The sequence below is a fragment of the Kitasatospora sp. NPDC001540 genome (genome assembly GCF_042894345.1).
Classification (GTDB): domain Bacteria; phylum Actinomycetota; class Actinomycetes; order Streptomycetales; family Streptomycetaceae; genus Kitasatospora; species Kitasatospora phosalacinea_C.
Genome location: NZ_JBIAVO010000050.1, coordinates 16588 through 42109, shown reverse-complemented (window position 1 = coordinate 42109; position 25522 = coordinate 16588). Strand labels below are relative to the sequence as shown.

The window sequence follows — 25522 nt, the reverse complement described above, 5'->3', positions numbered from 1 at the left end:
GCGGCCTCTTAACCGTCGGAACGCGGGCGACTACGCTAGGTGCAAGCAGTCCGGTGGCGTACCGCGGTCGTCGCGACTCGCCGCCATCCGCGCACGACGTCGCCAGGGGGTGCCACCGCCACCATGACCGTCAGCTCACGAGGGCCGAACGACCGGCTCGGGGCCCTCCTCGCGCTCGCCCAGATCAGCAACGCCGGGCTCGCCCGCCGGGTCAACGACCTGGGCGCGCAACGCGGCCTGACCCTCCGTTACGACAAGACCTCGGTGGCCCGCTGGGTGACCAAGGGGATGGTCCCGCAGCGCCCGGTGCCGCACCTGATCGCCACCGCGCTCGGCAACAAGCTCGGCCGCCCCGTCCCGCTGGAGGAGATCGGCCTCGCCGACTCGCACCCCACGCCCGAACTGGGCCTGGAGTTCCCGCGCGAGGTCCCGGAGGCGGTCCGCTCCGCGACCGAGCTGTGGCGGGTCGACCTGGACCTGCGGCGCGGCCCCGGCGGCGGCCGGTGGAGCGACACCCTGGCGGGCACCTTCTCGGTCGCCGCGTACGCCACCCCCGTCTCGCGCTGGCTGATCACGCCCGCGGACGGCTCGGTGGCCCGCGAGGCCGTCCCCGACCTGACCGGCTACCGGGTGGGGCACGCGGACGCGGCGAAGCTGCGCGAGGCCGCCCAGGAGGCCCGCCGCTGGGACTCCAAGTACGGCGGCGGCGACTGGCGCTCCTCGATGGTGCCGGAGTGCCTGCGGGTCGAGGCCGCCCCGCTGCTGCTGGCCTCGTACAGCGACGCGGTCGGCCGGGCGCTGTTCGGCGCCACCGCCGAACTGACCAGGCTGGCGGGCTGGATGGCCTTCGACACCGGCCAGCACGAGGCCGCCCAGCGCTACTACATCCAGGCCCTGCGGCTGGCCCGCGCCGCCGGTGACGTGCCGCTCGGCGGGTACGTGCTGGCCTCGATGAGCCTGCAGGCCGCCTACCGCTCCTTCCCCGACGAGGCCGTCGACCTGGCCCAGGCCGCCCTGGAGCGCAACCGGGGCCTGGCCACCGCCCGCACCATGAGCTTCTTCCACCTGGTCGAGGCCCGCGCCCACGCCAAGGCCGGCAACGCCGCCGCCTGCGGCAGCGCGCTGGCCGCCGCCGAGGCCGCCCTCGACCGCGCCCGCCCCGGCGACCAGGACCCGACCTGGATCGACTTCTTCGCCTACGACCGCCTCGCCGCCGACGCCGCCGAGTGCTTCCGCGACCTCGGCGTCCCGTCCAAGGTCCGCCAGTTCACCCGCGAGGCGCTGGCCCGCCCCACCGAGGGCTACGTCCGCTCGCACGGCCTGCGGCTGGTGGTCTCCGCGATGGCCGAGGCCGAGGCGGGCGACCTGGACGCCGCAGTCGCCGCCGGGGAGCGGGCCGTCGAGGTGGCCGGGCGGATCTCCTCGCACCGCAGCCGCGAGTACGTGGTCGAACTGCTGCGCCGGCTGGAGCCCTACCAGAACGAGCAGCGCGTCAAGGAGCTGACCGAGCGCGCCCGCCTGGTCCTGGCCACTTCCTGAACGGCCTCCCTCCCGAACGCGCTCCCTCCCGAACGGCCTCCCTCCCGAACGGCCTCCGCCGGGCGAGCGGGCCGTGGCACCATCGGAGCGGTCTTCCGAGCTGAGGGGTGGCGGGGTTGAGGCACGACGTCCAGGTCCTGGTGGTCGGCGGCGGCATCGTCGGCCTGTCCACCGCGTACGCGCTCACCCGCGAGCACCCCGGCACCGGCGTCGCCGTGCTGGAGAAGGAGGCCGCGCCCGCCACCCACCAGACCGGCCGCAACAGCGGGGTGATCCACAGCGGCGTCTACTACCGCCCCGGCTCGCTCAAGGCCCGGTACGCCACCGACGGGGCCCGCGAGATGGTCGCGTTCTGCCGCGAGCAGGGCATCGCCCACGAGGTCACCGGCAAGCTGATCGTCGCCACCGACCCCGCCGAACTCCCCCGCCTCGCCGCCCTCGCCGAACGCGGCCGGGCCAACGGCATCCCGCTCACCGAGCTCGACCCGGCCGGCATCCGGGCGCACGAGCCCGAGGTCACCGGCATCGCCGGACTCCACCTCGCCACCACCGGCATCTGCGACTACCCCGAGGTGGCCCGCCGCTACGCCGCCCTCGCGGGCGGGGCCGGGGCCGAACTGCGGCTGAACACCCCCGTCCTGGACATCGCCCGGCGCGCGGACGGCGTCACCGTCACCACCCCGCACGGCGAGGTCCGCTGCGCGGTGCTGGTCAACTGCGCCGGGCTGCACAGCGACCGGATCGCCCGGCTGGCCGGTGACGACCCCGGGGTGCGGATCGTGCCGTTCCGCGGCGAGTACTACGAACTGACGCCCGAACGGCGGGGGCTGGTGCGCGGCCTGGTCTACCCCGTCCCCGACCCGGCCTTCCCCTTCCTCGGCGTGCACCTCACCCGGGGCGTCCACGGCGACGTCCACGTCGGGCCGAACGCGGTGCCGGCGCTGGCCCGCGAGGGCTACGACTGGCGCACCCTCAAGGCCCGCGACCTCGCCGAGACGGTGCGCTTCCCCGGCACCTGGCGGATCGCCCGCCGACACTGGCGCTACGAGATCGGCGAACTGCACCGCTCGCTCTCCAAGCGCGCCTTCACCACCGCCGTCCGCCGCCTGCTGCCCGGCGTCACCGAGGCCGACCTCGTCCCCGCCACCGCGGGCGTCCGTGCCCAGGCCGTCGCCCGGGACGGCACCCTCCTCGACGACTTCGCCTTCGCCGGGTTCGACCCCGACGACCCCCGCTCCCCCCGCCGGGTGGTCCACGTCCTCAACGCCCCCTCCCCGGCGGCGACGGCCTCCCTCGGCATCGGCCGCGAGATCGCCCGCCGGGCGGTGGCGGCCCTGCGAGCGGGGTGAAACCAGGGGCGCGGGGAACTGCGCGCTGCGGAGGAGCACGTCAGCAAGATCGCGAGATAGTGCAACCAGCCGTCCTGCGTCGCGATCTTGCTGGCGGTTGAAAGTTGGCCGCGCAGTTCCTCGCGCCCCTGCCTTCGCAACCGGTTTCACTCCCTCCCGGGTCTCGCGGGGCCTCCTTTAGACTGGTGCGATTGTGACCTCCTCCGCCCCCAGCACCCAGTTGTCCGCGTCGGCCCGGCTCTCCGCCGCCCCGGCGGCGTACCCCGCGCCGATGTACCCGCACAAGGCCACCGAGGCCCAGCACCGCGAGCAGCGGATCCGCAGCTTCCAGCCGCGCCGTGGTCGGATGACCAAGGCGCAGGCGGGCGCGCTGGACCGCGGGTGGGAGCGGTACGGGCTGGCGATCGACGGGACTCCGCTGGACCTGCCGGTGCTGTTCGGGGGGCGGCCGGTGACGCTGGAGATCGGCTTCGGGATGGGTGACACCACGGCCGCGATGGCGGCCGCGGACCCGTCCGCGGGGATCCTCGCGGCGGACGTCCACACCCCGGGCCACGGCAACCTGCTGCAGTTCCTGGAGCGGGACGGTTCGGAGAACGTCCGGCTGGCGGCGGGCGACGCGGTGATCCTGCTGCGCGACATGCTGCCGGACGCCTCGCTGGCGGGCCTGCGGGTGTTCTTCCCGGACCCGTGGCCGAAGCCGAAGCACCACAAGCGCCGCCTGATCCAGTCCTCGTTCCTGGACCTGGTGCTGCCCCGGCTGGCCCCCGGCGCGCTGGTGCACTGCGCGACCGACTGGGAGCCGTACGCGGAGCAGATGCTGCAGGTGCTGGAGGGCTCGCCGGAGCTGGAGAACCTGCACCCGGAGGGCGACGGTTCGGGCTGGCTGGACCCGGCGGAACACCCGGCGGGCAGCGTGCCCGGGTACGCGCCGCGGCCCGAGTGGCGTCCGGTGACGAAGTTCGAGCGGGCGGGCCTGGCCAAGGGCCACGTGGTGCACGACCTGCTGTTCCGCCGCCGCTGACCCTCCCGGGCCAGGCGGCGGGTCAGGCGGCGGGTCAGGCGGTGGCCTTGCCCGCGGCGACCAGCGCGGCGAGCGACGTCCGCTGGACGTGGACGAGCAGGGCGACCGTCACCGTGCTCATCACCAGCGCGAACAGGACGTGTCCGAGCGCGCCGGTCACCGCGGCGCCGAGCAGGCCGAGCACCAGGTGGCTGCCCAGCCGCAGCCCGACCAGGCCGAGGGCGACCTTGCGGGTGCCCTTGCCGCGCCACAGCAGCTTGGCGAGCTTGAGGCGGCTGCGCATCATGGTCAGCGAGACGCCGAGGTTGACGGCCACCAGGACGACCAGCGCGGGCCAGGCCGAGGGGGCGGCGCGGAGCAGGTCGAAGGCCCCGGCCAGGACGCCCTCGAAGCCGAAGAACCAGACCGGCAGGCGCATCTCCGCGACGCTCGGCAGCACTGCCGCCGGCACCGGCTGCTGCTCGGCCTGCTGGGCGGCCTGCTGCTCGACCTGCTGCTCGACCTGCTGCTCGACCTGCTGGGCGGGCGTCCTGGTCGCGGTGCCGTTCATGGTCTCTCCCCCGTGTCGTTCTCCGTCGCCCCGGTGCCTCCCCGGCGGCTGTCACCACTGTGCCCGCCGGACCCGGTCGCGGCCCAGGAACGGGCGTCACCGACCCGTGATGACAGATGTCACGGGGGCGGCGGACGGGGTTCCACTTCCCTGACGAACCGTCACCCGGCGGGCACGGATTGTTCCGACCCCTCCCGCCGGGGGGAGGGCTTCGCCTACGCTGCTGCAGGTGAGCAGTCCGCCCAGCGGCAGGTCCACCCCCGGCCTGCCCGCCACGGCCGCCGTTCCCCCGACGCCCTCCGACGCTCCCCGGCCGCTGCCGGAACCGTCCGTGCGCCGGTCCGGCGGGCTGCTCCCGAGCCGTCCGCCGGGGCGGCCGGTGCTGAACGGGCGGATCCCGGGGCAGCAGGGCGGCCCGGTCGCGGGCCGGGCGGCCGCGGTGCCGCTGTGGCGGCGGTTGTGGCCGCTGCGGCGTCCGGCGCTGTCCTCGGCGGTGGCGGCGTTGGCGCTGGCGGGTTCGGGGGTGCTGATCCTGCGCCTGGTGCAGCGGCAGACCGGGACGACGGGACTGCTGGTGGGGTCGGGCCTGGCGCTGCTGCCGCTGCCGTTCGTGCTGGGATCGCTGGCCTGGCTGAACCGGACGGCGCGGGTGCCGGTGCGGCGCCTGCTGTTCTGCCTGGCCTGGGGGGCGTGCGCCGCGACCACGGTGGCGATCATGGCGAACGGGTGGGCCAGCGACTTCCTGATCGCCCACCGGGGCGCCCGCGGGGAGACCCTGGGCGCGGAGTTCGCGACGCCGCTGATCGAGGAGGTGGCGAAGGGCTCGGCGCTACTGGTGCTGCTGCTGCCGCTGCCGCGGCGGCGGCACCGCTGCGGGGCGGGCCGCCCGTGCGGCCGTCGGCACCGCCTGCTGCGGCACCGGCCCGGCCCCGGCGGCCCGGCCCCCTCCAGCCCGTCCCCCTCCGGTCCGGCCCCGGCGGGCCGTCGGCGGGCCCGCTCCTCCCCGCGCACCCTGGCGGCGGGGGTGGTGCTGGGCGGGGTGACGGCCTGCGGGTTCGCGTTCACCGAGAACGCGCTGTACCTGGGGCGGGCGTTCACCGCGGACCGGCAGGCCCGGCTGGACGCGATCGGCCTGGGCGAGGCCCCGAGCCTGCGGGACTTCGACGGGACGGTGCACACCTTCGTCCTGCGGGCGCTGCTCTCGCCGTTCGCGCACCCGCTGTTCACCGCGCTGACCGGCCTGGGCCTGGCCCTCACCCTGACCACCGCCCGGCGCTGGCCGGCCCGGCTGGGCGCGCCGCTGGGCCTGCTGCTGGCGATGGGCCTGCACGGGGTGTGGAACGCGGCCGCCGGGCTGGGCACGGACGGCTTCCTGCTGGTGTACGGGCTGGTGATGGTGCCGTGCTTCGCCGCCCTGGTGTGCTTCGCGGTGTGGGCGCGGACCCGTCGCACCCGGCAGTCGGCCGCTCCGGGGGCGGGCCGTGACCTGCGCGGGCGCCCGGGCGGGAAATGGATTTCCCTTTCCCGCAGGCCTCACGTAGAGTCGTGTTCACCGACGCGGGGTGGAGCAGCTCGGTAGCTCGCTGGGCTCATAACCCAGAGGTCGCAGGTTCAAATCCTGTCCCCGCTACTCAGTAGCACGAAGGCCCGGAGGCACCGCCTCCGGGCCTTCGCCGTACCCGGCCGCCGTACCCGACCACCGGGTCCGCCGCGGGCCCGTCGCGAATTCGTCGAATAAATCCGTTGCCCGCCGCGGGGGGCCGTGCCTATGGTGGCGGCACACTGAAAGGAGGTGATCCTGAGTTGAGTTCTTTCAGGATGCGTGAGGTGGCTGCTCGCTAGAGCCGCCCCTGCCTGCGCAGCGGTGAGGCCGTTCGGTCTCCGGCTCAGGCGAATTCCCAGCAGTCACCCGGCCCGTGGGCTCACCGGTACATCCCCGGTGCCTCGGACCGTCCCCCCGGGGGGTCGGTCCGAGGAGCAGCCCACGGGCCGTCTGCGTTCCCAGGCGCTCCGCGCGCCCCGCGGGGGGCCTGCGGGCGCAGCGCCAGGACGCGGGCGGTGCGGCGGCCCGTTCCGGGGGTGGCCAGGACGCGGCTGGTGATGCCGTGGTGGCGGAGCGCGGCGCGCAGCTCGGTGAGGTGGGGGCAGGGGCGGCCGCGTTCGTCGTACAGCGGGTGGATCCGGACCTCGCCGCCGGGGGCGGTGACCCGGGCGAGTTCGCGCAGGGCGCGGAGCTGGTCGGCGGGGCCGAAGACGGCCGGGTAGGCGAACAGCAGGTAGGAGCTGAGGGTGAGCGCGAAGGTGCCGTCGGCGAACGGGAGCCGGGGCAGCGCGGCGGCGACGTAGCGCTCGGGGTGGGCGGTGGCGTCGGCGGCGAACAGGTGGCGGGCGCGGTCCCAGCTGCGCAGGTACTTCTCGGGGCGGTGCCTGCGGTCGGCGGGCAGGTGGCGGCGGGGGTCGCGCCGGATCGCGTCGGCCATCACGGCGCGGCCGTCGGCGGCGAGCGCGGCGAGGCGGTCCGGGCCGAGCGCGTAGCCGGGGTCGGCGGCGAGCACCTCGCAGCCGAGGGCGCGGGCCTCGGCGGCGAGGGCGGCGGCGCCGCCGGGGCAGTCGAGGACGGGACCGGACAGGTGACCGAGCTGGGCGCGGGTGAGGCCGAAGGAGGCGCAGTACTCGTCGAGCGGCCGGGAGGTGACCAGGACCGGCGGGGCGGCCTGGGGCCGGGGCGGGGCGGTGGGGTGCATGCGGGCCTCCGGACGTTCGGCGGGCCCGGGGTGCGGCCCGGGCCCGTGGTCATCCGACCACGGGCCCGGGGGTGTCGCACGTCCGGCGCCGTCGGGCGCGGAGCGGGTTCAGTCCTCGGCGGAGAGCAGGGCGCGGGCGGCGAAGCGGTTGACGCCGGTGAGGCCGCGGATCAGCTGGGGGGTGAGGAAGAGGATGACCAGGCCGAGCAGGCAGACGCCGGCGATCTGCGGGACCGAGTTGATCTCGTAGACGTGGTGGACGCCGTCCGAACCGGTCCAGTCGGCGACCCGGTAGCCGTCCCAGGAGGTGTAGCGGCTGAAGACCCACTGGTAGAGCGGGAACAGGGCGAGCGACCAGCCGAGGACGAAGAAGGTGACGGAGACGGCGAAACTGACGATCGCCCAGGGAAACATGACGACCTGGTGCAGGACGGCCTTCCAGCCGGCCGGGTCGGCCAGCCGGGCGGTGATCCGGCCCCACACGCCCTCCCGGCGGACGGTCAGCTCCCGCGGGGCGGGCAGCTCCTCGCCGAACAGGGCGCGGATCCGCAGCCGCTCGGCGGCGCCGAGGCCGCGGGCGACGGCCAGCAGCAGGGCGAGGACGGGCAGGCCGAGGGCGGTGACGACGAGGCCGAGCCCGGCGCTGAACAGCGGGATGACCAGGCAGAAGCCGAGCACGGCCATCGGCAGGCCGGTGAGCGCGTAGCCGAACTCCCGGAAGGTCTGCGGGGAGAACGGGGCGCGCCAGAACCCGGGCCGGTCGTGGTGGCCGCCGAGGTCGGAGGCGGGGTACGCAGCGGTGGACATCCGCGGTCCTTCGGTTGGTCGGGCGGCGCCGCCGGTCGGCGGTGCCGGGCACGGGTACCAATCTGCCCGTCCCGACCGGGTCGGCGTAATGGAGCCTGCCGCCGACTTCGGGGTGGGGTTAACCCCCCTCCCGTCCTGGAGCCCGCTCCCCCGCCGCCCACGGCGGGCCGGTCCACTCGGGGGCGAGCAGCGAGTACTGGAGCGCGTCGTGCCAGGCGCCGTCCCGGTGCGACTCGGCCCGGATCCGGCCCTCGTAGCGGAACCCGGCCCTGGTCAGGACCTTGACCGAGGCGGCGTTGGCGGGGTCGCAGCGGGCCGCCAGCCGGTGCAGGCCCAGCGCCCCGAAGCCGAACCCGCACAACAGCGCGGTCACCTCGGCGGCGTGGCCGCGGCCCCAGGTGTCGCGGCGCAGGACGCAGCCGAGCCAGGCGGCGTGCCCGCCCTCGCGGGTGAGGGCGGCCTGCCCGATCGGGTCGCCCGCGGGGTCGTCGACGGCCAGCCGGTAGTGCGTGCGGGGGTCCTCCTCGGCGGCTTCGAGGTACAGCTCGAGCTGGTCCGCGCAGTCCTCGAAGTCCCGGACGCCGAACGGGAGGTGGCGGACGGCCTCGGGGTCGCCGTGCACGGCGTGCAGGGCGGCCACCTCCTCCGGGGTGTGCCGGTACTCCCGCAGGGTGAGCCGGGGGCCGACGAGCCGGAGGGTCTCCATGGCCGACGACCCTACCGGGCGGCCGTCCGGGGACCGGCTACCGTACCGGGGTGGACGACGAAGACCTGCACCTGCTGCCCCGCACCCGCGCCGCCGACCTGCTGGACTGGGCGGTGGCGGAGGGCCACGACCCGGTGCCCGAACCGGCGGTGCGGACGGTGCTGACGCTGCTGGAGCTGGGCGGGGCCCGGCTGCACGACGGCCTGCCCGAGCTGTCCTCCCCCGTGCTGGAGCACCTGCTGTACGAGCAGCTGCACCTGTACGTCCAGCCGGACGGCGACCCGGCGGCCTACCCCGCGGCGGTGCGGCTGCTGATCGCGTGGCAGCGGGCCGCCCGGCGGCTGAACGCCAAGCGCGCCGAGAAGCTCCGCGCCGAGGCCGACTGGCAGGGCGAGGTGCTGCTCTCCCTGCTGCGCCGCGCCGACCTGGTGACCTGGCCCCGGCTGTACGCGCTGCTGTTGCGCGCGGACGGGGTGCCGGGCGACGACCTCGACCTGGTCCGGGAGTGGCTGGCGGCGTTCCGCGAGCGGCCCGAGGAGGAGCGGCACGCCGCCTTCGACCGGGTGCCGGGCCTGGACGGGGACGGCAACTGGGACCAGCCGGGGCGGCCGCTGCTGGTCGGGGTCTCCACGGACGGGGCGCGGCGGCTGCTGGAGCAGGGCCTGATGCGGCGCAGCTACCGCAACCTGGCCGAGCGGTCCGCCCGCGGGCTGCCGATGCCCGCCGAACTCGCCGGCGGCTTCGAGGAGTTCGAGGAGGCGGTGGCACAGGCCGCGATCGACCTGTGCGGGGAGTGGACCGTCCCGGGGCTGCCGCGGCTGCTCCTGGAGGAGTTCCCGGAGCTGGCCCCCGAGGAGTACTGAGGGTCCCCGGGGGTGGGGTCGTCCGATCGGACGACCCGGGGGTCGTCCTGACGGACCGTCAACCGTGGCCGTACGGAGGATCCTCGGAGCCGTGCGCCGGGGCAGGCTTGCACCATGACCCGATCGCCGCTGCCCGTCCTCGCCGCCCGCGCCGCCGCGGCCTGGTCCGCCCTGTTCGCGCTGGTGCACCTGTACTGGCTGCTGGGCGGCCGGGTCGGCCTGCCCGACGGGCTGTCCGTCCGGGACAACACCCCGCTGCTGGTCGTCGACGTCGCGGCGGTGCCGCTGTGCGCGGCGGCGGCCGCGCTGGCCCTGGCCCTGGTCCGCCCGTGGGGCGCCCGAATACCGCGGCGCCGCCTGCTGCTCGCCGCCCGGGCCACCGCCCTGCTGCTGATCGTCCACGCCGCCCCGTCGGTGCCGGACTGGACGGCCCTGGCCCTCGGCCGGAGGTCGGCCGCCGACCTGGACGCGATGGCCCGCTTCGCGACCCTCCTGTACGAGCCGTTCTTCCTCGCGGGCGGCCTGCTGTTCGCGCTGGCCGCGTTCGGCCGCAGGATGCCGCGGCGCCGTCAGGTGGCGGCCGGGGCGGTCCAGCCGGCCAGCAGGCGCAGGGCGTCGGCGGTGGGGGAGCCGGGTTCCACGGAGTAGACGCACAGCGTCTGGTCCGGGTCGCCGGGGGCCTGGAAGGACTCGTAGGAGAAGTGCAGGTCGCCCACCAGGGGGTGGACGTAGTGCTTGGCGCCGTGGGTGCGGCGGAGCACCCGGTGGTCGTTCCACCAGGTGGGGAACTCCGGGCAGCGCAGGGTGAGTTCGCCGATCAGTTCGGCGAGCCTGCGGTCGTCGGGGTGTCGGCCGGCCTCCAGCCGGAGCATGGCCACGGTCTCGGCGGCGATCGTCGCCCAGTCGCCGACCCGCTCGCGGGCCTGCGGGTCGAGCAGGTAGTAGCGGGCCAGGTTGCGGCGGGTGGCCGGGAGCGCGTCGAAGTCGACGAGGACCTCCCGGGCCAGCCGGTTGGCGGCCAGGACGTCGGTGCGCCGGCCGATGACGAACGCCGGGACGTGCGCGAGGGTCTCCAGCATCAGGTGCAGCCCCGGCCTGACCCGTTGCGGCCGTTCCGGGGCGCGGCGGGCCGCGTGCTCGGCGGGGAGCAGCAGGTCGGCGAGGTGCTCGCGCTCCGAGGGGTCGAGCCGCAGGGCGCGGGCCAGCGCCTGGACCACCTCGGTGGACGGGCGTCCGGCCCGGCCCTGTTCGAGGCGGGTGTAGTACTCGGTGCTGACGCCGGCCAGCCGGGCCACCTCGTCGCGGCGCAGGCCGGGCACCCGCCGCGCGCGGCCGTCCGCGGGCAGCCCGGACTGTTCCGGGGCGATCGCGGCGCGCCGGGTGCGGAGGAAGTCGGCGATTTCCCTGCTGCGTTCCATGGACCAAGTGTGCGGGCTGCGGGGGCGTTCCGGCGGGCCCTGGGTGGCCCTGGCGGTACCAGTCGGCGCAGGGTCCGCTGCGGGCCGTCCGCGGGGCCGCCGAGCTGGTGTGCTGGAACAGCGGCCGGAACCTCCGGTGCCGCAACTCCCGTGTCCTGCAAGGAAGGCGCACCATGTCCACGCACACCGCATCCACCCACACCGCATCCGCTCCCGTCCCGCTGCCCCTGGCCGGTCGCACCGCCGTGGTCACCGGCGCCTCCAGCGGCATCGGCGAGGCCACCGCCGAGGAACTCGCCGGGCTCGGCGCCCGCGTCGTCCTGCTGGCCCGCCGCGCCGATCGGCTGGCCGAACTGGCCGCCCGGATCGAGCGGGCCGGCGGCACCGCCGTGGCGATCGCCGCGGACGTCACCGACCGGGCCGCGGTGCGGGCGGCCGCCGACCGGGTCGCCGCCGAACTCGGCGGCGCCGACCTGCTGTTCAACAACGCGGGGGTGATGCTCCCGGCGCCGGTCGAGGAGCTGGCCGTGGACCAGTGGCAGCGGCAGATCGACCTCAACGTCTCCGGTCTGATGAACGTCATCGGGGCGTTCACCCCGCAGCTGGTCGCGGCCGCGGCCGAGCGCGGCGTCGCCGACCTGGTCAACACCTCGTCGATCGCGGCGCAGAACATCTTCCCGACCTTCGCCGTCTACTCCGCGACCAAGGCCTACGTCACCCACCTCTCGCGCCACCTGCGGGCTGAGCTGGGCGCGAAGCACGTCCGCGTCTCGACGATCGAGCCCGGCATCGTCGGGACGGAGCTGCAGGACCACGTGACCGACCAGGGCGCGCTCGACTGGCTGGCCGGGTCCAGGGAGACGATGGAGTGGCTCGTCCCCGGCGACATCGCCCGGACGGTCGGCTTCCTGGCCGCCCTGCCGCCGCGGGTCAACCTCCAGCAGGTCACCGTCATGCCGACCGGCCAGGCGAGCTGAGGCCGCCGCGGCCCCGTCCCTCCCGGCGGGCCGGCGGGTTACGGCCGGAGGCCGAGGCGGTGGAGCCAGGGCAGCGGGTCGACGGGGGCGCCGCCCACCGGGCGGACCTCCAGGTGGAGGTGCGGGGTGGTGGCGCTGCCGGTGCTGCCGACCGCGCCGAGGACGGTGCCGGGGGCGACCGGGCCGGAGGCGGTGACGATCCGGGAGAGGTGGCAGTACCAGACCTCGGTGCCGTCGGGGAGGGTCTGGACGACGCGGTAGCCGTGGGTGCCGGACCAGCCCGCCGCGGTGACGGTGCCGCCGGTGACGGCGGTGACGGGGGTGCCGGTGCGGGCCGCGAAGTCCAGCCCGGTGTGCAGGAGGGCCCAGTGCGCGCCGGCCGGGGCGTACTGCTCGGCCAGCCGGTAGTCGGCCACCGGCAGGGCGGGCGCGGAGCGGTCGGCGGCGCCCCCGACGGTCTCGACGGCCTCGGTGGTGCTCTCGGCCCGGCGGTCGGCGTGCTTGGCCTCGGCCTCCTGCGCGGCGGCGAGCCGGGCGGACTCCTCGGTGGCGGTGCGCTGCCCGTCGGCCTGCTGCAGGATGCGGGCGGCCAGGGCGAGCCCGGGGTCGGCGGCGTGCTGCCCGTCGGGGGCCGCGTCGGCGGCGGTGACGGGGGCCGGGGCCGGAACCGGGGCGGCGGCCCGGGCGGGGGCGGCGGCGAGGCCGGTGGCGCCGAGCGCGGCGGTCATCGCGGTGACGCCCAGCAGGGGGGCGCCGGCGCGGGCCTGGCGGGGCAGCCGGTGCCGGAGGGGCTCGGCCTCGACCGGGTGGTCGAGCAACTGGGTCCCGACGGTGCTCTCGGTGTAGGTCGACGCCACGGGGGCGCGCTCCTTCCTTCCCTGCCGCCGACCGGGTTAGCTGACGGGTTCGGAGGTGGAAGGTCTCCTACGGTCGGGCCCAGGGCCGTCCCGATTCACCCCGGTGGAACGTGGTTCCCCGGCTCCTGGACCTGCCGCGGGGGGCGGGTCCGGTGGATTAGGCGTGGCGCACGGTGCCGCATGGTTACGGCGTTGCCGACCGCGCTGCGTTATCAAACGTTAATCCTATGGACCCCATGATTCCAAGCGCCTTCCGAGGTGCAGTGAAACTTTCCTGACGCCCTATGGGCGATTTGTGACGGTTCGCCAAGCCGCTCGGATCCGGCCACGACGGAACGTGACGGAGCGGTTGAGTATCCGTACTCACGACCGGGCCGCGACCCGGCGGGACCCTGGGCCCATGACAGCCTCCGTGCCGCACCGCACCACCTCCGCCTACTTCCTGCAGGCCGTCGCGTCCTTCGCGTTCGCCACGGTCGCCCTGGCCCTCGGGATCGCCTACCTGCCGGTCAGCGCCTGGATGCGCGCCTTCCTCGCCGTCGGCCTGCTCTACGAGATCACCTCCGCGTTCACGCTGGCCAAGGTGATCCGCGACCGCCAGGAGGAGGGCGCGATCACCAGTCGGGTCGACCAGGCCCGGCTGGAGAAGCTGCTCTCCGAGCACGACCCGTTCAAGGTGGACGGGATCTGAGCGGGCGTCCGGGGCGGGCCGGACGGGCCGGACGGGCCGACCGCCCCCGGCGGGCCGGGGCTTGACGGCTAAGGCTATTAGCCTTAGCTTTATGGCTATCGGCAGCAGCCGGGCAGGGGAGCCCGGAGCGCCGGACGACGCCCGCCCAGGAGGCCCGCGATGAACAGCACCCTCGGCACCACCACCCAGTACCTCGACGTCACCGGCGGCCGGATCGCCTACGACGACACCCCCGGCTCCGGCGTCCCGGTCGTCCTGCTGCCCGGCATGCTCGACAAGCGCACCGTCTACCGCCACCTCGCCCCGCTGCTGTCCGCCGCCGGGCACCGGGTGGTCACCATGGACCTGCGCGGCATGGGCGAGTCCTCGACCGGCTTCACCGACCACTCCCCCGCCGCGATCGCCGAGGACCTGGTCGCCCTGCTGGCCCACCTGGACCTGCGCGGTGCCGTCCTGGTCGGCAGCTCGTACACCGGCGCCACCGTGGTCCGGGCCGCCGCGCTCGCCCCCGAACGGACCGGCGGGGTGGTGCTGGTCGACGCCTTCATCGAGAACCTGCCGCTGAACGCCTTCCAGAAGGCGCTGTTCGGCCTGGCCGCCCCGCTGGTCACCGCCTTCCCGGGCCTGTGGGGCTCGATGCAGAAGTTCTACTACCCGGCCGACGCCCGGCCCGCCGACTTCGAGGCCTACCGGGCCGACCTCGCGCGGATGCTCCGCGAGCCCGCCCGCAGGGCGGCCCTGCGCGACTACCTGAAGGGCGACTCCGCCCCGGTCGGCTGGTGCGAGAGCGTCGACGTGCCCGCGCTGGTGCTGATGGGCAGCAAGGACCCCGACTTCCCGGACCCCGGCCTGGTCGCCGACCGGCAGGCCGCCGCGCTGCGCGGCCGCAAGGTGATGGTCGAGGGCGCCGGCCACTACCCGATGGCCGGCCGCCCGCAGGCCGTCGCCGACGCCCTGCTGCCCTTCCTGGCCGAACTGCCCGTGCACGCACCGAACGACGGGGTCGCCCGCTGATGCCCCGCGCCGGACTCTCCACCGCCGCCGTGGTGGACCACGCCCTCGACCTGATCGACGAACGCGGCGCCGAGGCGCTGACCCTGTCCGCCGTCGCCGCCAAGGCCGGGGTCGCCACCCCCTCGCTGTACAAGCACGTGGCGGGCGGCCTGCCCGAACTGCGCCGCCTGGTCGCCGTCCGCACCACCGGGGAGCTGGCCGACCACCTGGCCGCCGCCGTCCTCGGCCACTCCCGGGACGGCGCGGTCCGCGCCCTGCTCGCCGCGTACGCCTCGTACGCCCTGCGGCACCCGCGGCGGTACGCGGCGCTGCCGCAGGCGCCGGACCCGGACCCGGAGCTGGTCGCGGCCGCCGAGCGGCTGGTGGGGGTGCTGTTCGCGGTGCTGCGCGGCTACGGGCTGGCGGGCTCGGAGGCGGTGCACGCGGTGCGGACGCTGCGGGCGGCGGCCCACGGGTACGCCTCGTTGACCACGGCGGGGGCGTTCCAGCTCGCCGAGGGGACGGACGTCACGCTGGAGCGGCTGACCGGGGTGCTGGTCGAGGGACTGGCCAACTGGCCGGGCGCGGAAGGGCCGTGACCTCCCGGGGCGGTGCCGCGTTCTCCACGGTATGAAGAAGCGCAGCATGCTCGCCTTTGCCTCGCTCGCCGTCGGCGTGGTCGCCTCCCTCACCGCTCCCAGCGCGCACGCCGCGCCGGAGCACCACCGCGGGCTCGGCCCGCTCAAGGACGCCGTCTCCGCCCCGGACGCGGCGCTGGACGAGGACTTCGCGCAGACCGTGGCCGAACAGCAGCCGGGGGCCTGAGCCGCGGGGCGAACGCGCCGGTCGGGCGCCGTCCACACCGTTTCGCAACCTCGTCCCCACCATTTCGACACCACTGGTGCGTAACACTGTCCTTCGGTCGGGAAGTCATACCGCGTGGAGACCTTCCACGGGTGTGGCCGACAAGCACGGAGGATCAGCGACATGCCGCAGGCGACTCAGCACATCGAGCCCGGCACGGGACTGATCCCGGCTCCCCGGACGGCACCGGACGGAGCGCCCGGCTCCTCGCGCCCGGCGACCGCCCCGCGGGGCGAGGGCTGGGGCGCGACGCTGCTGCGCGGGGTCGCGGTGGTGCGCGGGCTGCGCTCGCTGCGGCCGGTCGAGGCGCGCCCGCAGCGCGGCTACGGCGAGGTCGACGGCCAGTAGCCGCCTCCGCTCCCAGCTCCGACGACCCCGTCCCCGACCCCGGCGCCACTGACAGGGTGTCGGAAATGTCGCGGATTCCCCACGTGTCGCGAAAGCGCCCGGTCGCCCGGTGCGTCCATAAGATGGTCAGCACTGGCACGTCGACCGGAAGGGCCGGGCGCTTCCCATGGACCAGAGCTCTCCGCGCCGTGCCAGCCGTACCGAACTGCGGTGCGTGCGGGCGCTGCTGCGGGCGTCGAGCGCGGCCGGGCTGCTGGCGGCGCTGCTGACCGAGGGCCCGGCCTGGATCACCGGCGAGGGCTCGGCGCTCTACCTGCTGGACGGCGGGACGCTGCGGCTGATCGCCTCGCACGAGCTGCCCGAGTGGGCGCACCGCAAGTACGGGGTGGTCGACCCGGAGAGCGACCTGCCCGCGGCGCTGGCGCTGCGGCGGCGGGAGCCGGTGCTGCTGAGCCCGCAGCAGACCAGCGCGGACTACCCGAACACGGCGGCGGGCCTGGGCACCGGCCTGGTCGCGCTGGCGGTGCTGCCGCTGGTGGTGGACGGGAGTCCGGTGGGTTCGCTGGCGGTGGCGCTGGCCCACCGCGGGGCCGTCCCACCACGGGACGTCGAACTGCTGGAGACCTTCGCCGACGTGGCTGCGCACCGGCTCGCCCACCTGCTGGACCACGTGCACGCGGCCGACCCGGCCGCGGACGGTCCGCAGACGGAACTCCCCTCTCCCGACGGCCAGTTGCTGTCGCTGGCGGTGCGCTCGGCGGGCGCCGGGGCGTTCGAGCGGGACTTGGTGACCGGCGAGACGCTGTGGGACGCGCAGGCGTACCGGGTGGTGGGTCTGCCGCCGCCGGGGGCGACCGGCCAGGCGCCGGACCTGGCGGAGGTGGTGCACCCGGAGGACCTGCCGGACGTGCAGGCCGCGCTGGCCGAGGCGCTGGCGACCGGCGGCCCGTACCGGATCTCGTACCGGGTGGTGCGGCCGGACGGTTCGCCCCGGCAGGTGGACGAGGCGGGCGAGGTGATGCTGGACGTGCACCGGCGGCCGGTGCGGACGGCGGGGCTGCTGACCGGGCGGGAGTGGCGGCCCGGCCCGACCGGCGGTTCCGCGGCGGCCGCGGCGGCGGGGGCGCGCTCCACGCTGCTGCTGGCGCTGACCCGGGCGCTGTCCCGGGCGGTGACGGTGCGCGAGGTGACCACGGCGCTGACCGACGTGGCCCGCCCGGCGCTGGGCGCGGCCGACGTGGTGCTGGACCTGGTGGACGAGGGCCGGCTGATGCCGGTCTCCCCGGCGGTGTTCGGCGGCCCGCACCGGGCCGCGCTGAACCGGTTGCACGAGCTGGCGGGCGGGGTGATGGAGCACGCGCTGGCCCGGGCCACGCCGCTGTTCAGCGAGCCGGGCCAGGAGGGCCGCGGCCCCCAGGCGCCGGCCGCCTGGACGGTGCTGCCGCTGGTGGCCTCGGGCCGGCAGGTCGGCTCCTGCCTGATCACCTTCGCCACCGAGCGGACCTTCAGCCGGGAGGACCGCACGATGTACTCGGCGTTCGCGGGCATCCTGGCGCAGTCGCTGGAGCGGGCCCGGCTGTACGACGTGCACCACGAGCGGGCCAGCGAGCTGCAGCGGGCGATGCTGCCGCGCTCGCTGCCGTCGCTGCCGGGGATCGCCTCGGCGGCGCGCTACCTGCCCTCCACCGAGGGGATGCAGATCGGCGGCGACTGGTACGACCTGCTGCGGCTGCCGGACGGCCTGGTCGGGCTGGTGATCGGCGACGTGCAGGGCCACAACGCGGAGGCGACCGCGGTGATGGGCCAGCTGCGCTCGGGCCTGTGGGCGTACGCGACGGACGGGCACGACCCGGCGACCACGCTGGAGCGGACCAGTCGGCTGCTGGCCGGAATGGAGACCGAGCTGTTCGCCACCTGCCTGTACGTGGTGCTGGACCCGGCGACCGGGGTGCTGCGGGCGGCCCGGGCCGGGCACCCGCCGCCGGTGCGGATCGGGGCGGCCGGGGCGGCGGAGCTCCACCTGCCGGGCGGCCCGCCGCTGGGCGTGCTGCCGGAGGTGCGCTACCCGCCGGTCGAGGCGCGGCTGGAGCCGGGCGAGACGCTGCTGGCCTACACGGACGGGCTGGTGGAGGTCCGGGACGAGGACTACGACGAGTCGGTGCACCGGATGCTGGGCGGGCTGGAGCTGTGGACGGCGGAGGCGGGCGGGGCCGGTCGGCTGGAGCGGCCGGAGGCGCTGGAGCGGCTGGCCGACCTGCTGACGCTGAACGTGACGGAGCGCGAAGTACGGCCGGACGACGTGGCGTTGCTCCTGCTGCACCGGGTCGCCACCTGATCGCGGCCCCGGGCTGTCCGACCTGTCCGAAATTGACAGGATCTGAACGGCGGAAGTTGGAACCGTTCATACGCCAGTAGTAACACCACCATAAACTCCGCGTGTGACGACCACTCAATGGTGCTTGGCAGCAACCGCATTGCTCGCCCTCCTCGCCCTCGCTGCCACCGCCCGCTCCCGTGCCGTCACCCGGTCCCTGCGCGCCCGGCTGGCCCGCAGCGAGCGCGAACTCGCCACGGTCCGCGAGCAGTTGGCGGCCGAACTGGCCGACCGCCGGGCGGGCGCCGAAGCAGCCCTGCACGAGCAGGAGATGAACGCGGCGACCCGCCGGGCCTTCCTCAACGTGGCCCGCCGGATCCTGGTGATGGCGCACGACCAGCAGGCCGGGCTGGACGAGATGGAGCGCACCCACGACGACCCGGTGCTGCTCGACGGACTGCTGCGGGCCGACCACGCCGCCGCCCAGCAGGCCCGCCTGGCGCAGACCCTGGCCGTGCTGTGCGGCGCCCGCGCGGGCCGGACCTGGCCCGAGCCCGTCCCGCTGGAGGACGTGGTGCGCGGCGCCCAGGGCCGGATCCTGCCGTTCCAGCGGGTCGTGGTGCACAGCCGGGTGGACACCGCGGTGCTCGGCGCCGCCGCCGAGGCGCTGATCCACGCGGTGGCGGAGCTGCTGGACAACGCCACCCGCTACTCGCCGCCCAACTCGCAGGTGTACGTCACGCTGATGCCGGTGCACAACGGCGCCGTGATCGAGATCGACGACTGCGGCGTCGGCATGTCCGACGTGACGGTCGCCAAGGCCGCCGCCGCCCTGGCCGGCGGCGGCTCGCTGGAGGTCTCCCGGATCGGCGAGGTCCCGCAGCTGGGCCTGGCCGCGGTCGGCCTGCTCGCCCGGCAGTACGGCTTCCGGGTCACCGTGCACTCCACCCCGTCCCCGTACGGCGGCGTGCGGGTGGTGGTGCTGCTGCCGAACGCGCTGCTCACCGACCCGCTGCCGCAGCACGGGATGCCCGCCCCGCGCCCCGCCGAGCCGGACGCCCGGCAGTCCGTGCCCCGGCCGCCCGCGCCCCGGCCGCAGGCCGACCGGGGCCACGCGCCCCAGGAGCCCGGCCCGCTGCCCACCCGCCCGGTCTCCCCCCGGACCGGTCCGACCCCGCCGCCCGCGGTCCCCCCGCAGGCCGCCCCGCTGCCGCGCCGGAGCAACCGCCGGGGCGGCACCCCGCAGCGCCCGTTCCCCCCGGAGCCGACGGTCTCACCGCGCTCCGCCCGGGAGGCCCAGGCCTTCATGTCGCTGTTCCAGAACGGCACCGCGGACGGCCGTTCGGCCGCCCGGCAGGACCGGCGGTCCGCCGCGGACCGCCCCGACGTATTCCCCGCTTCCCCCCAGGGAGAACCGCATGACGACCAACCCTGACCTCGGCTGGCTGCTGGCCGACATCGTCTCCGTACCGGAGGTCCGGCACGCCCTCGTGGTGTCCAACGACGGTCTGGAGATCGGCCGCAGCCCCCGGATCGGCCGGGACGACGCCGAGCGGCTGGCCGCCGCCTGCTCCGGGCTGCAGTCGCTGTCCCGGGGCGTGGCCACCGGCTTCGGCGACGGCAGCACCCGGCAGATCGTCATCGAGTACGGCGGCGGCTACCTGTTCGTGGTCGCCGCCGGGGCCGGGGCGCACCTGGCGGTGGTGGCCGGGGAGTCGGTCGACGCGGGCCTGGTGGCCTACCAGATGCAGATGCTGGTCGGGCGGATCGGCGAGCACCTGACGGCCGCGCCCCGGCAGGGGGCGGCGGCCACCGGGGGCGAACGGTGAGCCGCGGGCCGGTACGCCCGTACGTCATCACGGGCGGGCGCAGCCTGGCCGGCCGGAACGCGCTGGAGTTCGAGAGCCTGCTGCGGACCGTGCCGGGGGTCGCGGTCGACCCGATGGTGGTGAACCGGGAACAGGTGGCCGTCCTGGAGATGTGCCGGGAACTGCTGTCGGTCGCCGAGGTGGCGGCCCACCTCGGGCTGCCGATCAGCGTGCTGAAGGTGCTGGTCGGCGACCTGTGGGAGCTGGGTGCCGTCCAGGTGCTGCCGCCCGCCCGCCCGGCCGAGCGGGCGCCGCTCGCCCTGATCGAGGAGGTGCTGGTTGGCCTCCGTCAGCTCCGCTGAGCCCGCGTACCTGCCGTCCAGCGTGCAGGGCGCGGTGAAGATCCTGGTCACCGGGCCGTTCGGGGTGGGCAAGACCACCCTGGTCGGCGCGCTGAGCGAGATCGACCCGCTGCGCACCGAGGAGACCATGACCTCGGTCGGCGAGGGCGTGGACGACGTGACCGGGCGCCCGCACAAGGCGACCACCACGGTGGCGCTGGACTTCGGCCGGATCACGCTCAGCAGCCGGCTCGCGCTGTACCTGTTCGGCACGCCCGGGCAGCAGCGCTTCTGGCCGCTGTGGGAGGACCTCTCGCGCGGGGCGCTGGGCGCGATCGCGCTGGTCGACTCCCGCCGCCTGGAGGAGTCCTTCGACGTGCTCGGACTGCTGGAGGAGCAGCGCATCCCGTTCGCGGTGGCGGTCAACGTCTTCCCCGACACCCCCGCGTACCCGGAGGCCGAGCTGCGGACCGCGCTCGACCTGCTGCCCGGCGTGCCGATCCTCACCTGCGACGTCCGGGACGAGGACGCCGCGCACCGACTGCTGATCGATTTCGTCGACCACCTGCGGGTCGGCGCCTTGGAGCTGTCATGACCGTTCCCGAACACCTGGCGGCCTCCGGCTGCCCGTACGCCGGACGCCCGGGGGCCGCCCCGCTGTACGGCCCGGCGGTCGCCGACGACCCGCACGGCCGGTACGCCCGGATGCGCGCCGAGCACGGCCCGGTCGCGCCGATCGAGCTGGAGCCCGGGGTGGAGGGCTGGCTGGTCATCGGCTACCAGGAGATGCTCGACCTCACCCGCAACGAGCAGTTGTTCTCCAAGGACTCGCGGCACTGGCGGGTGCCCCGGGAGGGACGGCTGCGGGCCGATTCGCCCCTGGTGCCGATGACCATGTGGCGGCCCACCCTGCAGAGCATGGACGGCGCCGAGCACCACCGGCTGAGCACCGCGGTCGGCGACGCCCTGAGCCGGATCGACCACCGGTGGCTGCTGGAGACCACCGAGGCCGCGGCGACGGCGCTGATCGAGAGCTGGGGGCCGGACGGCACCGCCGACCTGGTCGCCCAGTTCACCCGGCGGCTGCCGCTGCTGGTCTTCACCCAGTTGCTGGACCTGCCCGAGGAGGACGGTCCGAAACTGCTGGGGATGATCACCGGCATGGTGGACAGCGGCGAGGAGTCGCAGCGTTCCGCCGCCGCGTTCGGCCTCCTGCTCACGGAGCTGGTGCAGCGCCGGCGCGCCCACCCCGGCGAGGACCTGGCGTCCTGGCTGCTGGCCCACCCCGCCGGGCTGAGCGACGAGGAGGTCGTCCACAACCTGATGGTGCTGCTGGTCGCCGGCAACGAGTCGACCATCAACTGGATCGGCAACACGGTGCGCCTGCTGCTCACCGACCGCCGCTTCCGCACCAGTCTGACCGGCGGCCGGGCGACCGTCGCGGACGCCCTGGACGAGGTGCTGTGGCGCGACCCGCCGGTGCAGAACTTCCCCGGCCGGTGGGCCACTTCGGACACCGTGCTGGGCGGCCAGTACATCAGCGCCGGCGACATGCTGGTGCTCGGCCTGGCCGGCGCCAACGACGACCCCGCGGTGCACGGTCCGGACGGCCTCAGCGGCAACCGGGCCCACCTCGCCTGGGGCGCCGGCCGACACGTCTGCCCGGCCAAGGATCCGGCCCGGCTGATCGTCGAGACCGCGATCGAGACCCTGCTGCACTGTCTGCCGGACCTCCAGCTCGCGGTCCCCGCACACGAGTTGGCCTGGCGGCCGTCCCCCTGGTCGCGCGCCCTGGTCAGCCTCCCGGTGCTGTACAGCGCCTTCGCCCCGCCCCGCCCCACCACCTCCGAGAGGACCCCATGGACACCGCAGCCGCAACCGCAGCCGGGATCTGCCCCTACAGACTCGACCCCACCGGAGCCGACCAGCTCGCCGAGAACGAGCGGCTCCGCGCTCGCGGACCTGCGACGCAGGTTGAGCTCCCTGGTGGGGTGGTGGTCTGGTCGGTGACCGGCCACCGGGCCCTGCAGCAGGTGCTCGCCGACCCGCGGGTCGCCAAGAACCCCGAGCACTGGACGCTGTACCGGGAGGGCCGGCTGCCCGAGGGCTGGCCGCTGATGGCCTTCATCGCCCTCCCCGGCCTGATCACCTCCGACGGGGCCGACCACCGGCGGCTGCGCGCACTGGCCACCCAGGCGCTCACCCCGCGCCGGGTCAACGCGCTGGCCCCCGCCATCCGGCGACGGGTCCTGGAGCTGCTGGACGCCCTGCCCGCCCACGCCGGCCCGGACGGGTCGGTCGACCTGCGGCAGCACTTCGCCTACCCGCTGCCGATGGACGTCATCGGCGAACTGCTGGGCGTGCGGCCCGAGCAGCAGCACCGGATGCACGAGCTGTCGGACATCATGCTCAGCTCCTCCTCCGCCGCCGGGGAGGGCGTCACCGCCACCCGTGCCATGGTCGGGCTGCTGTCCGACCTGGTCGCCGAGAAGCGGACCGCGCCCGGCGACGACCTGACCTCCGCGCTGATCGCCGCCCGCGAGGAGCAGGACCGGCTCAGCGAGGAGGAGTTGACCGGCGTCCTGATGCAGACCCTGGTGGCCGGCCACGAGACCACGCTCAACCTGATCACCCGCACGGTGCTCAACCTGCTCACCCACCCCGGGCAGCTGCGGCGGGTGCTGGCCGGCGAGGTGTCGTGGTCCGCGGTCATCGAGGAGACGCTGCGCCGGGACTCCCCCGTCGGGCACTTCCCGATGCGCTACGCGCTGGAGGACATCGACCTCGGCGGCGGGGTGGTGATCCGGGCCGGCGACGGCATCCTCGCCTCGTATGCGGCCGCCGGACGCGACCCGGGGCACTGGGCGGACCCGGACCGCTTCGACCCGGACCGCTCCCCGAACCGGCATCTCTCGCTCGGGCACGGCCCGCACTTCTGCATCGGCGCCGCGCTGGCCCGGCTGGAGGCGGAGACCGCGCTGCGCGAGCTGTTCGCCCGCTTCCCCGGCCTGCGGCTCGCCGGGGGCGAGGAGCCGAGGCCGCTCACCACGTTCCTCAGCAACAGCGTCAGCAGCCTGCGCGTCGAGCTCTCCTGACGCGCCGCCGGTCCTCCCCCGCCGGGTCAGTCCTCGTGACCGGGCGGGGGTGGTCCTCGTTGCACCTGCCATGAAGAAGCTCACCGCCCTCGCCGTCCTCTCCGCGGCCGGGATCGCCCTCGCCCAGTCGCCCGCCCAGGCCGCGCAGGCCGCCCCGATCGCCCAGGCCGGCGGCCTCGGCCAGGCCCAGGGCCTGGACACCGGCTACCACGGCACCCTGCCGTCCACCGCCGAGCTGTGCCACCGCGACCTGGCCCAGTACCCGGTGGTCGGCCCGCTCACCGACTCCACCACCGGCGCCTGCGAGGCCCTCGGCGCGACCGTCGACGGGCGGTAGCCACGCCGCGGACATCCGAGCCGTTATGGTGCGAATGTCCGTTTCTTTCGTGGTTCCTGGCGTGAGGTGATCCCGTGGGCAGCGTGGCCGACCAGATGGTGGAGGTGCTCCGGCAGGCCGGGGTGGAACGCGTCTACGGGGTGGTCGGCGACAGCCTCAACCCGGTCGTCGACGCGATCCGCCGCGCCGAGGGCATCTCCTGGGTGCACGTCAGGAACGAGGAGGCCGGGGCGTTCGCGGCCGCCGCCGAGGCCGAACTGACCGGACGCCTCGCGGTCTGCGCGGGCAGCTGCGGCCCCGGCAACACCCACCTGATCCAGGGCCTGTACGACGCCCAGCGCAGCGGCGTGCCCGTGCTCGCCCTGGCCTCGCACATCCCGTCCGGGCAGATCGGCACCGGCTTCTTCCAGGAGACCCACCCCGAACGGGTGTTCACCGACTGCAGCGCCTGGTGCGAGATGCTCTCCAACCCGGCCCAGCTGCCCCGGCTGCTGCGGGTCGGCATCCAGCACGCGCTCGGCTCCCCCGGCGTCTCGGTGCTGGTCTTCCCCGGCGACGTCGCCGCGCTCCCCGCCCCCTCCCCCACCGGCCGCAGCGCCTTCCTCACCGAGCAGGCGGTGGCCGCCCCGCCCTGGTCCCAGGTCCAGGCCCTCGCCGAGGCGCTCGACTCCGCCCGCACCGTGACCGTCTTCGCGGGCGCGGGCGTCCGCGGCGCGCACGAGGAGCTGATGCACCTCGCCGACACGCTCAAGGCCCCGGTCGGGCACTCGCTGCGCGGCAAGGAGTGGGTGCAGTACGACAACCCGTACGACGTCGGGATGAGCGGCCTGCTGGGCTACGGCGCCTGCCACGAGGCGCTGCACGAGGCCGAGTTGGTGCTGCTGCTGGGCACCGACTTCCCGTACGACTCCTTCCTCCCGCAGGCCCGCACCGTCCAGGTCGACCACGACGCGACCCGGCTCGGCCGCCGCACCCCGCTGGAACTCGCCGTCCACGGCGACGTGGCCGCCACGCTGCGGGCGGTGCTGCCGCTGCTGGGGCGCAAGGACGACCGCCGGTTCCTGGACGCCATGCTGGAGCGGCACTGCCGGGCGCTGGAGACGGTGGTCGGCGCGTACACCAAGGACATCGAGAAGCACCGGCCGATCCACCCCGAGTACGTCGCCTCCGTGCTGGACGAGGTCGCCGCCGAGGACGCCGTCTTCACCGTCGACACCGGCATGTGCAACGTCTGGGCCGCCCGCTACCTCACCCCCAACGGACGCCGCCGGGTGATCGGCTCCTTCCTGCACGGCTCGATGGCCAACGCCCTGCCGCACGCGATCGGCGCCCAACTCGCCTTCCCCGGACGGCAGGTGGTGTCGATGTCGGGCGACGGCGGGATCGGCATGCTGCTGGGCGAACTGCTCACCGTGGCGAAGTACCGGCTGCCGGTGAAGACCGTGGTGTTCAACAACGGGGCGCTCGGCATGATCAAGCTGGAGATGCTGGTCTCCGGCTATCCCGAGTCCGAGATCGACAACGGCGACGTGGACTACGCGGCCATCGCCCGCGCCTGCGGCATCCCCGCCAAGCGGGTCACCGACCCCGCGAAGGTCCGCGAAGTCCTGGTCGACGCCCTCGACCGCCCCGGCCCCGCCCTGGTCGACGTGGTCACCGACCCCAACGCCCTCTCCATCCCCCCGCACATCACCGCCGCCCAACTCAAGGGCTTCGCCCTCGCCGCCGGACGCACCGTCCTCACCGGCGGCGTCGGCAAGATGATCGACCTGGCCCGCTCCAACCTGCGCAACATCCCGCGCCCCTGAGACCCCCTCCGGGGGCGGGGGCCCCGGCCGGGGCGGCGGGGCCGCTCGGAGCGGGTTTGCCTCTGGGGCAAGTTTGTTGCCTGGGGGGC

27 protein-coding genes, 1 tRNA gene and 1 riboswitch are annotated in these 25522 nt (G+C 75.3%); of the genes, 22 read left to right on the top strand and 6 right to left on the bottom strand.

The window, feature by feature from the left end; translation table 11 throughout:
* The first annotated feature begins 123 nt into the window (after positions 1–123).
* From ACFY00_RS35260 to trmB, 3 genes are all read left to right on the top strand, one after another.
* Complete coding sequence (locus ACFY00_RS35260) at positions 124–1539, top strand: MFS transporter (protein WP_388037559.1); 1416 nt, start codon at positions 124–126, stop codon at positions 1537–1539.
* A gap of 116 nt (positions 1540–1655) precedes the next feature.
* Complete coding sequence (gene lhgO / locus ACFY00_RS35255) at positions 1656–2888, top strand: L-2-hydroxyglutarate oxidase (RefSeq protein ID WP_388037558.1); 1233 nt, start codon at positions 1656–1658, stop codon at positions 2886–2888.
* A gap of 193 nt (positions 2889–3081) precedes the next feature.
* Positions 3082–3912, top strand: coding sequence for a tRNA (guanosine(46)-N7)-methyltransferase TrmB (gene trmB / locus ACFY00_RS35250; protein ID WP_388037555.1), 831 nt, complete (start codon positions 3082–3084; stop codon positions 3910–3912).
* A gap of 34 nt (positions 3913–3946) precedes the next feature.
* Here the strand turns inward: trmB and ACFY00_RS35245 are convergent, their stop codons facing one another.
* The gene (locus ACFY00_RS35245; protein ID WP_388037552.1) at positions 3947–4462 is read right to left on the bottom strand and encodes a hypothetical protein; all 516 of its coding nucleotides are present in this window, start codon (positions 4460–4462) and stop codon (positions 3947–3949) included.
* Between the two features lie 229 nt (positions 4463–4691).
* Here ACFY00_RS35245 and ACFY00_RS35240 point away from each other — a divergent pair, with 229 nt between their 5' ends.
* A complete protein-coding gene (locus tag ACFY00_RS35240; protein WP_388037549.1) occupies positions 4692–6041 on the top strand; it encodes a PrsW family intramembrane metalloprotease in 1350 nt (449 codons plus the stop codon).
* Positions 6019–6092 (top strand) — tRNA-Met (locus ACFY00_RS35235). Before ACFY00_RS35240 ends, ACFY00_RS35235 begins: the two co-directional genes overlap by 23 nt.
* Positions 6093–6384: 292 nt before the next feature.
* Here the strand turns inward: ACFY00_RS35235 and ACFY00_RS35230 are convergent.
* The 3 genes from ACFY00_RS35230 to ACFY00_RS35220 all read right to left on the bottom strand — a co-directional run bounded on the left by ACFY00_RS35230 (position 6385) and on the right by ACFY00_RS35220 (position 8719).
* Positions 6385–7206, bottom strand: a complete 822-nt coding sequence (locus ACFY00_RS35230; RefSeq protein WP_388037547.1) for a class I SAM-dependent methyltransferase — start codon at positions 7204–7206, stop codon at positions 6385–6387.
* A gap of 108 nt (positions 7207–7314) precedes the next feature.
* The gene (locus ACFY00_RS35225) at positions 7315–8013 is read right to left on the bottom strand and encodes a sensor domain-containing protein (RefSeq protein WP_388037544.1); all 699 of its coding nucleotides are present in this window, start codon (positions 8011–8013) and stop codon (positions 7315–7317) included.
* Between the two features lie 118 nt (positions 8014–8131).
* On the bottom strand, positions 8132–8719 hold the full coding sequence (locus ACFY00_RS35220; RefSeq protein ID WP_388037542.1) for a GNAT family N-acetyltransferase: 588 nt from the start codon (positions 8717–8719) through the stop codon (positions 8132–8134).
* Positions 8720–8769: 50 nt separating this feature from the next.
* Here ACFY00_RS35220 and ACFY00_RS35215 point away from each other — a divergent pair, with 50 nt between their 5' ends.
* Both ACFY00_RS35215 and ACFY00_RS35210 read left to right on the top strand, forming a co-directional pair.
* Positions 8770–9582: a hypothetical protein gene (locus ACFY00_RS35215; RefSeq protein WP_388037540.1), complete on the top strand. Its 813-nt coding sequence runs from the start codon at positions 8770–8772 to the stop codon at positions 9580–9582.
* Positions 9583–9696: 114 nt separating this feature from the next.
* Positions 9697–10230: a DUF3995 domain-containing protein gene (locus ACFY00_RS35210; protein ID WP_388037539.1), complete on the top strand. Its 534-nt coding sequence runs from the start codon at positions 9697–9699 to the stop codon at positions 10228–10230.
* Here the strand turns inward: ACFY00_RS35210 and ACFY00_RS35205 are convergent.
* The gene (locus ACFY00_RS35205) at positions 10152–11000 is read right to left on the bottom strand and encodes a helix-turn-helix domain-containing protein (RefSeq protein ID WP_388037537.1); all 849 of its coding nucleotides are present in this window, start codon (positions 10998–11000) and stop codon (positions 10152–10154) included. The two genes, ACFY00_RS35210 and ACFY00_RS35205, sit on opposite strands and share 79 nt — an antisense overlap.
* A gap of 173 nt (positions 11001–11173) precedes the next feature.
* On the opposite strand from ACFY00_RS35205, the gene ACFY00_RS35200 reads away from it, so the two are divergent.
* Positions 11174–11977 (top strand): SDR family oxidoreductase, encoded by an 804-nt coding sequence (locus ACFY00_RS35200; protein WP_388037535.1) that lies wholly within the window; start codon positions 11174–11176, stop codon positions 11975–11977.
* 38 nt (positions 11978–12015) lie between these two features.
* Here the strand turns inward: ACFY00_RS35200 and ACFY00_RS35195 are convergent, their stop codons facing one another.
* On the bottom strand, positions 12016–12834 hold the full coding sequence (locus ACFY00_RS35195; RefSeq protein WP_388037534.1) for a M23 family metallopeptidase: 819 nt from the start codon (positions 12832–12834) through the stop codon (positions 12016–12018).
* A gap of 10 nt (positions 12835–12844) precedes the next feature.
* A riboswitch (cyclic di-AMP (ydaO/yuaA leader) is annotated at positions 12845–13008 on the bottom strand.
* Positions 13009–13234: 226 nt separating this feature from the next.
* On the opposite strand from ACFY00_RS35195, the gene ACFY00_RS35190 reads away from it, so the two are divergent.
* From ACFY00_RS35190 to ACFY00_RS35125, 14 genes are all read left to right on the top strand, one after another.
* On the top strand, positions 13235–13525 hold the full coding sequence (locus ACFY00_RS35190) for a YiaA/YiaB family inner membrane protein (RefSeq protein ID WP_388037532.1): 291 nt from the start codon (positions 13235–13237) through the stop codon (positions 13523–13525).
* 159 nt (positions 13526–13684) lie between these two features.
* Positions 13685–14539: an alpha/beta fold hydrolase gene (locus ACFY00_RS35185; RefSeq protein WP_388037530.1), complete on the top strand. Its 855-nt coding sequence runs from the start codon at positions 13685–13687 to the stop codon at positions 14537–14539.
* Positions 14539–15117 (top strand): TetR/AcrR family transcriptional regulator, encoded by a 579-nt coding sequence (locus ACFY00_RS35180; protein ID WP_388037527.1) that lies wholly within the window; start codon positions 14539–14541, stop codon positions 15115–15117. The genes ACFY00_RS35185 and ACFY00_RS35180 overlap by 1 nt, the downstream gene beginning before the upstream one ends.
* A 46-nt stretch (positions 15118–15163) precedes the next feature.
* Positions 15164–15343 carry a hypothetical protein gene (locus ACFY00_RS35175; RefSeq protein WP_388037525.1) on the top strand — a complete coding sequence of 60 codons (180 nt, stop codon included), beginning with the start codon at positions 15164–15166 and terminating at the stop codon, positions 15341–15343.
* Positions 15344–15505: 162 nt separating this feature from the next.
* Positions 15506–15730, top strand: coding sequence for a hypothetical protein (locus tag ACFY00_RS35170; protein ID WP_388037523.1), 225 nt, complete (start codon positions 15506–15508; stop codon positions 15728–15730).
* Positions 15731–15896: 166 nt separating this feature from the next.
* A complete protein-coding gene (locus tag ACFY00_RS35165; RefSeq protein ID WP_388037520.1) occupies positions 15897–18065 on the top strand; it encodes a SpoIIE family protein phosphatase in 2169 nt (722 codons plus the stop codon).
* Between the two features lie 124 nt (positions 18066–18189).
* Positions 18190–19479 (top strand): sensor histidine kinase, encoded by a 1290-nt coding sequence (locus ACFY00_RS35160; protein WP_388037517.1) that lies wholly within the window; start codon positions 18190–18192, stop codon positions 19477–19479.
* On the top strand, positions 19463–19873 hold the full coding sequence (locus ACFY00_RS35155) for a roadblock/LC7 domain-containing protein (RefSeq protein WP_388037514.1): 411 nt from the start codon (positions 19463–19465) through the stop codon (positions 19871–19873). Before ACFY00_RS35160 ends, ACFY00_RS35155 begins: the two co-directional genes overlap by 17 nt.
* Entirely contained in the window at positions 19870–20214 is a 345-nt protein-coding gene (locus ACFY00_RS35150; protein ID WP_388037511.1) for a DUF742 domain-containing protein, read from the top strand. The genes ACFY00_RS35155 and ACFY00_RS35150 overlap by 4 nt, the downstream gene beginning before the upstream one ends.
* Complete coding sequence (locus tag ACFY00_RS35145; RefSeq protein WP_388037509.1) at positions 20192–20788, top strand: ATP/GTP-binding protein; 597 nt, start codon at positions 20192–20194, stop codon at positions 20786–20788. The genes ACFY00_RS35150 and ACFY00_RS35145 overlap by 23 nt, the downstream gene beginning before the upstream one ends.
* On the top strand, positions 20785–22203 hold the full coding sequence (locus ACFY00_RS35140) for a cytochrome P450 (RefSeq protein WP_388037506.1): 1419 nt from the start codon (positions 20785–20787) through the stop codon (positions 22201–22203). Before ACFY00_RS35145 ends, ACFY00_RS35140 begins: the two co-directional genes overlap by 4 nt.
* The gene (locus tag ACFY00_RS35135; RefSeq protein WP_388037503.1) at positions 22185–23288 is read left to right on the top strand and encodes a cytochrome P450; all 1104 of its coding nucleotides are present in this window, start codon (positions 22185–22187) and stop codon (positions 23286–23288) included. Before ACFY00_RS35140 ends, ACFY00_RS35135 begins: the two co-directional genes overlap by 19 nt.
* Before the next feature lie 70 nt (positions 23289–23358).
* Positions 23359–23625, top strand: a complete 267-nt coding sequence (locus tag ACFY00_RS35130) for a hypothetical protein (protein WP_388037500.1) — start codon at positions 23359–23361, stop codon at positions 23623–23625.
* A gap of 74 nt (positions 23626–23699) precedes the next feature.
* A complete protein-coding gene (locus ACFY00_RS35125) occupies positions 23700–25433 on the top strand; it encodes a pyruvate dehydrogenase (protein WP_388037498.1) in 1734 nt (577 codons plus the stop codon).
* The last annotated feature ends 89 nt before the right edge of the window (positions 25434–25522 follow it).

Excerpts from the sequence above, each read along its gene's own strand:
- ACFY00_RS35260 (WP_388037559.1), top strand. The coding sequence starts at position 124 with ATGACCGTCAGCTCACGAGGGCCGAACGACCGGCTCGGGGCCCTCCTC.
- ACFY00_RS35245 (WP_388037552.1), bottom strand. The coding sequence starts at position 4,462 with ATGAACGGCACCGCGACCAGGACGCCCGCCCAGCAGGTCGAGCAGCAG.
- ACFY00_RS35230 (WP_388037547.1), bottom strand. The coding sequence starts at position 7,206 with ATGCACCCCACCGCCCCGCCCCGGCCCCAGGCCGCCCCGCCGGTCCTG.
- ACFY00_RS35225 (WP_388037544.1), bottom strand. The coding sequence starts at position 8,013 with ATGTCCACCGCTGCGTACCCCGCCTCCGACCTCGGCGGCCACCACGAC.
- ACFY00_RS35220 (WP_388037542.1), bottom strand. The coding sequence starts at position 8,719 with ATGGAGACCCTCCGGCTCGTCGGCCCCCGGCTCACCCTGCGGGAGTAC.
- ACFY00_RS35210 (WP_388037539.1), top strand. The coding sequence starts at position 9,697 with ATGACCCGATCGCCGCTGCCCGTCCTCGCCGCCCGCGCCGCCGCGGCC.
- ACFY00_RS35205 (WP_388037537.1), bottom strand. The coding sequence starts at position 11,000 with ATGGAACGCAGCAGGGAAATCGCCGACTTCCTCCGCACCCGGCGCGCC.
- ACFY00_RS35200 (WP_388037535.1), top strand. The coding sequence starts at position 11,174 with ATGTCCACGCACACCGCATCCACCCACACCGCATCCGCTCCCGTCCCG.
- ACFY00_RS35190 (WP_388037532.1), top strand. The coding sequence starts at position 13,235 with ATGACAGCCTCCGTGCCGCACCGCACCACCTCCGCCTACTTCCTGCAG.
- ACFY00_RS35185 (WP_388037530.1), top strand. The coding sequence starts at position 13,685 with ATGAACAGCACCCTCGGCACCACCACCCAGTACCTCGACGTCACCGGC.
- ACFY00_RS35180 (WP_388037527.1), top strand. The coding sequence starts at position 14,539 with ATGCCCCGCGCCGGACTCTCCACCGCCGCCGTGGTGGACCACGCCCTC.
- ACFY00_RS35175 (WP_388037525.1), top strand. The coding sequence starts at position 15,164 with ATGCTCGCCTTTGCCTCGCTCGCCGTCGGCGTGGTCGCCTCCCTCACC.
- ACFY00_RS35170 (WP_388037523.1), top strand. The coding sequence starts at position 15,506 with ATGCCGCAGGCGACTCAGCACATCGAGCCCGGCACGGGACTGATCCCG.
- ACFY00_RS35165 (WP_388037520.1), top strand. The coding sequence starts at position 15,897 with ATGGACCAGAGCTCTCCGCGCCGTGCCAGCCGTACCGAACTGCGGTGC.
- ACFY00_RS35155 (WP_388037514.1), top strand. The coding sequence starts at position 19,463 with ATGACGACCAACCCTGACCTCGGCTGGCTGCTGGCCGACATCGTCTCC.
- ACFY00_RS35140 (WP_388037506.1), top strand. The coding sequence starts at position 20,785 with ATGACCGTTCCCGAACACCTGGCGGCCTCCGGCTGCCCGTACGCCGGA.
- ACFY00_RS35130 (WP_388037500.1), top strand. The coding sequence starts at position 23,359 with ATGAAGAAGCTCACCGCCCTCGCCGTCCTCTCCGCGGCCGGGATCGCC.